This window comes from Bacillota bacterium, assembly GCA_040754675.1.
GTDB lineage: Bacteria > Bacillota > Limnochordia > Limnochordales > Geochordaceae > Geochorda.
The window spans coordinates 1-8,031 of record JBFMCJ010000171.1 but is presented as its reverse complement, the minus strand read 5'-3'; the positions used below and the strand labels follow the sequence as shown (position 1 = coordinate 8,031).

Annotated in this window: 5 protein-coding genes; 4 read left to right on the top strand and 1 reads right to left on the bottom strand. The window is 59.2% G+C overall.

Annotation, left to right across the window (positions count from 1 at the left end; all coding sequences use genetic code 11):
- Positions 1 to 80 precede the first annotated feature (80 nt).
- The 4 genes from AB1609_11175 to AB1609_11160 all read left to right on the top strand — a co-directional run bounded on the left by AB1609_11175 (position 81) and on the right by AB1609_11160 (position 3,424).
- Positions 81 to 752: a hypothetical protein gene (locus tag AB1609_11175; GenBank protein ID MEW6047027.1), complete on the top strand. Its 672-nt coding sequence runs from the start codon at positions 81 to 83 to the stop codon at positions 750 to 752.
- Positions 742 to 1,551, top strand: coding sequence for an N-acyl homoserine lactonase family protein (locus AB1609_11170; protein MEW6047026.1), 810 nt, complete (start codon positions 742 to 744; stop codon positions 1,549 to 1,551). The genes AB1609_11175 and AB1609_11170 overlap by 11 nt, the downstream gene beginning before the upstream one ends.
- 556 nt (positions 1,552 to 2,107) lie before the next feature.
- Positions 2,108 to 2,602, top strand: a complete 495-nt coding sequence (locus tag AB1609_11165; GenBank protein ID MEW6047025.1) for a hypothetical protein — start codon at positions 2,108 to 2,110, stop codon at positions 2,600 to 2,602.
- A 132-nt stretch (positions 2,603 to 2,734) separates the two neighbouring features.
- Positions 2,735 to 3,424 (top strand): lipid II flippase MurJ, encoded by a 690-nt coding sequence (locus AB1609_11160; protein MEW6047024.1) that lies wholly within the window; start codon positions 2,735 to 2,737, stop codon positions 3,422 to 3,424.
- A gap of 165 nt (positions 3,425 to 3,589) precedes the next feature.
- Here AB1609_11160 and AB1609_11155 read toward each other — a convergent pair whose 3' ends face one another.
- Positions 3,590 to 8,023: a DEAD/DEAH box helicase gene (locus AB1609_11155; protein MEW6047023.1), complete on the bottom strand. Its 4,434-nt coding sequence runs from the start codon at positions 8,021 to 8,023 to the stop codon at positions 3,590 to 3,592.
- Positions 8,024 to 8,031: the final 8 nt, after the last annotated feature.

Sequence of the window (8,031 nt, the reverse complement as noted above, 5' to 3'; positions counted from 1 at the left end):
CTGGATTCGAAATATCATGTCGGGTGCCACCTGACGACGACCAGGGGCGAGGCCCATAGCGCCGACAGCCTCCCGAGCATGTGGACCTTTATGGGCGCGGTTGGTTCGAACTACAGGCTAGGCGTATCATTCTTCAGCACGATGATCACTTGGAACACATATTGCTCCCGGGGCTTAAGGGAGCAGAGACGGACTCGCTGGTAGTATTAGTGGTTGCGAAGCACTTCCCGATGTTGGCGGCTATTGTCACCGCTGCGGCCGTAGCGGCTGGGATGTCTACCTTGGATTCACAGCTTCTATCGGCCAGCTCTTTGGTTACGAGGGACTTTTATGTTAGGTACTGCAAGCCCGACGCCTCCCCTCAACAAGAGGCCAGGGTTGGGCAACTGGCAGTTCTAGTGCTATCCGTCATCATATACGTCTTTGCTCTGACCTGGCCAGGCCTTATCGTCCCCTTGGCCACGGCGGGAGCAGGTATATGCGTGGCTGGCTACCTCGGGCCAACCATAGGTGCTCTGTTCTGGCCGCGGGTTGGCAAGGATGCAGCTTTTTGGAGCATGGTGGCAGGCGGTTTGGCGGCCGCCTTAACGTTTGTGCCGTGGCAGCACCCATTCGGGATCCATAACACGGTCTGGGGCGTTATCGCGGGGCTGGTGGTGTTGTTCGTCTTATCTCCCGTCACCAAACCGTTGCCCTACCCGCAGCAGGAGCGTTTCCACGCCTTGTTTGAGAAGGTGATTTATGATGACTAGGGATTGCCAGGTTGGCCAGCGGAATGTGTCTGTTCGTGCTAGGACAACTCCCGTGAATGTCACGGTCGACCTGGTCTGTAAAGGGTTCCCGGGGAAGGCCGATATAAGCTTTCTGGGCTGGAGTAATGCGGCGTTGATTCGGCTGGGCGGCTATACTATGCTCTTCGATACGGGGGCACATGCGGCGCGTCCCATGCTGATCGACGGCCTCCGCAGGCTCTGTGTAATGCCAGAAGATGTAAACGTGGTCTTCCTTAGCCATCTCCATTTTGACCATTGTGGAAATGCGCTGGTATTTCCTCGGGCGGAGTTCATCATAAGTCGGGAAGAATGGGAGTACGCCTCGACGGGCAACGACCTATTCGTTCCAAGGGAAATCGTTGATTTGCTTGGAAGGAAAGAGGTTCGCCTGGTTTCCGAAGGCGACTCAAGTATCGCTCCCGGCGTTGAGGTAGTCTTTACTCCTGGGCACACTCCCGGCAGTATGGCCCTACTCATAGACACGCCAGAAGGACCGTGGGTCCTTGCGGGCGATGCCGTAAAAAACCGCATGGAGCTGTCTACTGGGAGGGTCGAGATGTCGCTGGACCCGCGGGCGAGTGCGGAAAGCATAGCCAAGATACGGGCTCTTTCAAGAAGGGTTCTTCCAGGCCATGACTGCTGGCTGAGGGTCGATGGGGACGCCGTGATCCCCGAAGGGGTCGCCATGGCTAGAGTAACCTTACCTCAGGGGATGACCGGCGGCGCAGGGGGTGCCTTCGAATTAGTGGTGGATAACGAAGCAATTACCTGTTCCTAATTAAATAAGCGAGTTGCAGAGGTGCAGACTTTCCAACTAACCAATCTCGGTTATGGTTTTGAATGAATCAGGCTTTGTGGTTGACTTCCTGATCCGCCTTTACTGCAAGCGTGCGAGCTCGTGCTGGCCTCGTGCTGACCGAAGAAAGACTCCTGAGCGCGGTGCAGGGGAGGAGCGGCTGCCGTAGCAAGCGGCGGCTGCCATGGCGTTGTGTCCAGCCAGCTTTATTTGGCATTAATCGTCCAGGATTATCTTGCATGATGCACAAACGGGGGGCGCTGGATGCCGCCGCCCCCCGCCTTTTATCCGGCTAGGAATCCGTCATTTCGCCTACCGGCCTTTTTAGGTTTTCCTCATCGAGCACCGTCTGCCCCCGGGATAGGGCATCAGGGCATCCAGCATCGAGGAGGGGCATATGTTGTTTATGAGCCTCGGGATCCCCCTCGAGTGGGCGAGGACGGCCCTCACAAGACAATCCCGGCGGTAAATACGTGTTCTTGTGCGTATCGAATCTGGAATGGGGGATTGGCTTATGTGTCCGAGATGTGGCACGCCCATGAGTAGCGGGGCGGTCTGTTGCCCGGGATGCGGCGTGTATTTCGGGCCAATAACAACTGACGATCTCGCCGTAATGCAGCAGGTCGGGGTGGATGAGTTTCGACGGTTTGTGGCAAACAGCAGATACGCGGTATATTCTGACCGGCTTGTTCTGATAGCTCTCTGCCAGGGGGCGGCCCAGCACTACTATGGCGGTGGCAATGGCGTCAAGGATGTGGATCTGTGGTTATTTTTCGAAGAGCATCCGCTGGTAAAGATACCGCACCGTGGGAATTGCAAAAGAAGCATGTCTGTTACATTTCCTGCCATGGGCGTGAGGCGGGTGGACCTTATGAAGAAGATGATCCCTGCTAAGTTTGTTGTTCCCGGCGATCCTGTCAAGACAGTGAGAAGCTATTTGACGGGAAGTCAGAACGCGACTCCGGTCCACCTCTCTCGCAAACCGGTTCTAGGGCTCTACCCAGGCTCGTGGTTCCTTCTTCGAGTTTTGTGACGTAGCAGGAGCATATTGCAAGATCGATTACGTGATCGATTACGCGTTAGGCTAAACAGGGGGCGGTCGCCCAAGTATCCGCGAACGCGACGGTCGAGAGCGGTAGCGTAAGGGCTGTCCGGCTGGCGTTCCGTGCCACGGCTTGCCCAGGGAATAAGGTTCATGGGCTTCGTTTTGCTTCCCATGGCGGCAAGCCTCATAATGCTCAGGACGCCTCTTGTGAAGCTCGCGTTCGAGCGGGGAGCGTTTGATTCTAAAGCGACCGAGGCCACGGCATACGCTATGGCGTTCTACGGGATCGGAGTCCTCGGGTTGTCGCTTGGAGACCTCGCGTCGAAGGCTTTCTATTCCCTCCACGATACCATCACGCCCACGGTCGTGGGCGCAGTCAGCGTGGCCATCAATGTGGCGCTAAATTTGGCCCTGGTGCGGCAGCTGGGACACGGAGGACTTGCGCTGGCCAACTCCTGCGCGGTGACCTTCGGGGCGGTAGCGCTCTTGTGGTATCTTAGGTCAAAAGTCGGACCCGCCCGAGGCAAGGCCGTCATCCATTACACTACAGGCATAGGCATTGCCAGCGCCATCATGGTAGGTCCCCTTGCCGCCACAAAGGGACTTAGTCGCCTCGCCTTTCTGGAGGTAGGGGGCCTTTTGCAGGCCGGGCGGCTTGCCTTGGCGTTCGCCCTGGGGGCGCTCGTCTATGGCGGGGCTTCGCTCCTCCTCAAGGTGCCCGAAGCATATGCCGTGCTTGGCGCCGCGAGGAGACTGACCTCGCGCCGATGGGCGGGACGCCAAGACCATACAGGGTGCAGGGCGGGCTGAGCAGGGACCACGGTGAAATCGCTGGCGACGTTCGATAGACCAAGGAAACCACCATATCTTTCCTCATGGATGGTGCAAGGACCGGGTGATCGACCCCGCACGCTATGAGAGCATCGTGAACAAGACTGCTCTGTGGTTGAAACGGCTTCCCAGTTGACCAACCCCTCAGAGTGGCGGCGTGGAGATTGCCCGCGGAGTTGTGGCAGGCCAGAGATCGATCAGTTCGGTGAGGAATCGGTGAACGGGGCCGCGGCGGAGACGGGTGTGGGCAAACTGATTCGAGTAGTTGCGCAGGCAACCGTAGCAGCTGTCGTCCTCTCCGCAACCGCATGCGCCGTCCACGCGGGCCCGGGCCGCTTCCAGGCACGCACGCAGGGTATCTTCTTCTTCCAACCGCGCCACCAGTGCTGCTCCTCCAGGTGCATTATCATACAAGATGATGGGAGGCAATCCCTCACCTTCCGGGTATCCGACCGTAGCATTAAGGTCCGTGGATGGTACCTCAAGGGTGTCGCTTGCGGCGCCGGCGAGTGCGTACGCCAGGGAGTAGGCAAACCACATTGGGTCCAATACTGGGAAGGAAGGACGGTGCAGGAAGTCCAGCCGCACGATGTCGGTGATGAATTCGTGGCCCAGCGCGACTGACTCCAGCACGCCTGAGCACTGAGTCCCTTGAGGAGTCCTATGGGATTTCTCGCGTTTGCGGAAGCCTGCACCGCATCGGAGGCAAATGTAAAATCCCTGCCCACGGTGTCCTTCACATATGACCGCCATCTTACCAGGGCACGCCTTTGTGAGACGAATTAGGGGTTGGCCTGCTGGAACGTCCACGTGGCCCCGATCCGGTCCGGCGAGGCCGATGAAGAACGGGCGGCTGGTGAAAAGCTTCTCCGGTCGCCTTTGGGGTTCCTTTGGTTCATCTGGCTTTGTTACAAACCCGAACCAGGGGATCACGTACTTCCTGCGCGAGGACATTTGGTCGCAGCATGGCGCCCCCGGTGGTGCATCTTGTGTCTCGTCCCACGAGTCGAACCGATTGTGCACGGTGCATTTGCGGTAGTAACGTACACGCGGCGGGCGGTCCGGTACGATCTTGATGCCGCAGGATTCCCACACTTTCTTGTTCGCCACTACTTGGGCGGTTGGAGCGTACTCTGAAATGGCGATGGCGCGGTCCCTCTGCAACTCGATCTCGTCGGCCTTGCGTTGGGTATCGAGTTCGACCACATCTACGGGGAAGCCGTACTTAGGGATGACAGCCTTGCGTGACAAGAAAGACAGGATATCTTCGTTCTCCAGGTCCTGGGCCCGGTTTCTGGCCCACTTTGCCCGTTCGTGCTGGCGTCCCCGGCTGGACTCCTCCTCGATTTTGCGCACACGCCGGTAGTCACTTGCGACTTCCTTTTCTGCGTCCACTAAGCGGCTGTCTTGCCCCTCCCCGAGCGTCCCGGCTACTAGCTCTATCCACTCACCGTTTTTAAGACCGATAGCTGACCACATGTCGCTCGGAACCACGGAACGCAAGAGCGACTCGAGCTCGTGTCTGTGCTGCCGGGCAAACTGTTTCACATCGGCTACCGCCTGGGGGGCTGCGAGGTCAACGAAGAAGTCTCTGACCAGTCCGAAGCGGCCCGGGTTGGCACGGAAGAAGCGGCCCAGCACAACGGCCGTGACGTGACGCAGCAAGATCTTCTGATTGCTCAGGCGTAACACCGGAGGGCTGGTAAGGCCCTTTAGCATTCGTTCCGGGCGAGCGAAATGATAGAGGTCATGGGGCGACCGGCGGCAGTAACTGACCGCGAACCCGCAGTGGCCTGGTCGGCGCCCCGCCCGCCCAACCCGCTGTGCATAGTTGAAGGCCTCGGGAGGAATGTTGCGCAGAAACACGGTGTCGAGGTCCCCCAGGTCTACCCCAAGTTCAAAAGTGGTCGAAGAACTCAGGACCCCGATGTGTCCGTCCTTGAAAGCCTGCTGGAACTCACGGGCCTTTTCTCTGCCGAGTTGGGCGGTGTGTTCTTCTACCCGCAACAGCCCGGGCAGATCAGTGCGGTACATGTCCCGATAGTGGTTGTGAGGGAGTTCGTCGACGCTGGTTTTGTATAGTCTTCCCCGGCAAGCTGGCCTGGCACATATTCCACCCACGGAGGCAAAATGGAGCTTGCCGCACCAGCTACAGACGTAAAGCTGCTCACCCGGGCCAAGCACCTTGAAACGCCACCACCCTGGGTTCAACTGACGAGCGTTCTGCACGGGTAGGAAAAGTGCCTGGCGGCGGTCCGGTATCGCCCGTTCGAACTCAGCAAATGCGTCCCAAACCTCGCGCAACGTCTGAACTGCCCATCGTTGTGCCTGTTCCGTTGGGAAGCCCCGCAGTTCGAGGATCTTGGCGAGCAGCTTCGTTCTCTTGCAGCTGGGGCTATCCCACGATTCCACAAAGGCTTCCCCCCTGCGGTCGCCGAGACGGGCTCGCTTGGCAGGGTAAGGGTTGACCTCCTCCCAGCTGATGCTTACCCCGGTGTCCCACGGCAAGTGTACTGCCCTAGCCTCCCTCAGGGTGTCCAGGAGCAGGAAGAGCAGGTGCCTAGCTTCGTCTTCGCTCAGCAGCCATGGCTCCGCCAGGAGGACCTCGGGAATACGGAACCAGGGAGGCCACCGTATCTCCCAGCGACCCGAACCGGTTCCCTCCAGCGAAATCCTCCTTTCATTGGTGAGGAACTCCCGTAAGACGGCGCGCCACGCCATCCTCCTGAGTTCGACAGGTGTGGCCATGGGACCGGCCAGGCCTTCCTCGTGGATGATCGCCGCCAGCTCTTCGGCGAGGTCCCGCAGCGATAGCCCCTCCGGCGAATAGGGCATTAGTCGCTGGCTCGCGCGCAGGATAACGTTGCGGAAGAAGATGTCCTCGTACGTTCGTCCCAGGTACCAGGCGAAGAATGCTGCCTCCTGGCGACCATCGGCGAAAGCTAGAACCTTCCTGCGATCGCTCGGCAATTGCTGAAACAGGGTCGTGGCTATCACCGCATTGGGACCGTCCGCCCCATGGATGACCTCCTTAACCGGGTCCGGGCCCCGGTAACCGCAAGCGCCGCATTGGGGGAGGCTGTCTTGCCCTTCTCGCGCACGTTGCCGAATGACGCGCAATAATGAACCCTCATTGGATCCGTGTTCACAGGCCGGAGGGAACCCTTCCCTCCAATACGCCCGACAGCGCAGACAAAGGTAATACGTGCCACCCTGGTCCGCTACCTGTTCTCCTGCCTTGTCCGTGCCATCATCGTCCTCAACGAGGTCGGTCTGGTCCTCTAGTGGGAGGAGGAAATCCACACCAAAATCAGAGTGCCCGGGGTCCCGAATGGCCTCGGTGAACTGCCCGGTACGGGATCCGCCAGCCAATTTGCCGACCAGATAGTGCTGGCCGCACTCCCGGCATAGTGCGAGTTCGAAGCATGCAGCCTCGTCCTGTTGGTGCCTGTTTAGTGTAACTTCCCTTTGCGGCAGGTAACGGATGAATGCTCCTTCCAGGGACCGCAAGTACAAATGGTAGCGGGGGGAGAGGAGGGGTAGCGGTGTACCGGTGTTGCACGTTGACGGATCGGGAACCGCCGCCAGGAGCTGAACCAGCTGGCTCAGGCTTGTAGGCCGCTTAGATGCAGGAAGCTCCGGGAACACCTGGTCTGCGATGATCCGCACGTGTGCTGGTCCTTCGGACAACAGCCTCCGCAGTCGTGTAGCGCGCTTATCGGAAAGTAAGATGTGTCCGGCCGCCTGCACAGCTGGGATACCCACGGGTAGTTTCAGGCCGCAGCGCTCGGCAAGAGCCCGAAGCTGCGCGAAAACCGAGTCTTCTGGGCTTTCTACCGCCGCACGGACCACTTGGTAATCGTCGCTTGATAGCGTGTAGTGACCATCGTCTGGAACGCTTTCCCTTTCCCCGACGATGACGTCTTCTTCCGAGAAAGGTGCGTCGAACAGGGCCGACGCGAAGCGCGCTACTCCTAGACGATCCGCCTCGCCGCCCAGTAGGGTTGCACTGGTGGCAACGCATTGGATGGGTGACTCGCGCCCGCCTTGTCGGAGGCGTTGCTTCAGGCGGCGTATAAGCATAGCCATCTCCATTCCGCGGGTCCCGCGGTACTGATGTGCTTCGTCCAGGACCAGGAAGGTCCACCAGCGGGAGTGGCCGTCATCAAACAGCGGACTGTCGCCCGGGCGGATCAGGAGATACTCGAGCATGGAGTAGTTGGTCAGGAAAATGTGGGGAGGGGTGCTCCTCATCTCGTCTCGAAACACCAGCTCGCCTGGCAGGCGCGCCCGGTCGTATCCCGGGCCGTTGCGCCTGGTGTCTCGTATGTTGTCTGGGGTCTCGCCTATGTACTGCCCGAAGGTGAACTGAAAGGGTGAACCGTAGTCGTGCAAACGCTTGGCGATTGCCCCCAACCGATCGCGCTGGTCGTTGCTGAGTGCGTTCATGGGATAAAGGATTAAGGCCCGGACGCCGGGGCAAAGCGAGCCTGCCATGAATTCCCGATAGAGGTGGAAGAGGATGGGTAATAGGAATGCTTCTGTCTTGCCGCTTCCTGTGCCGGTAGCGACTACCACGTTCCGGC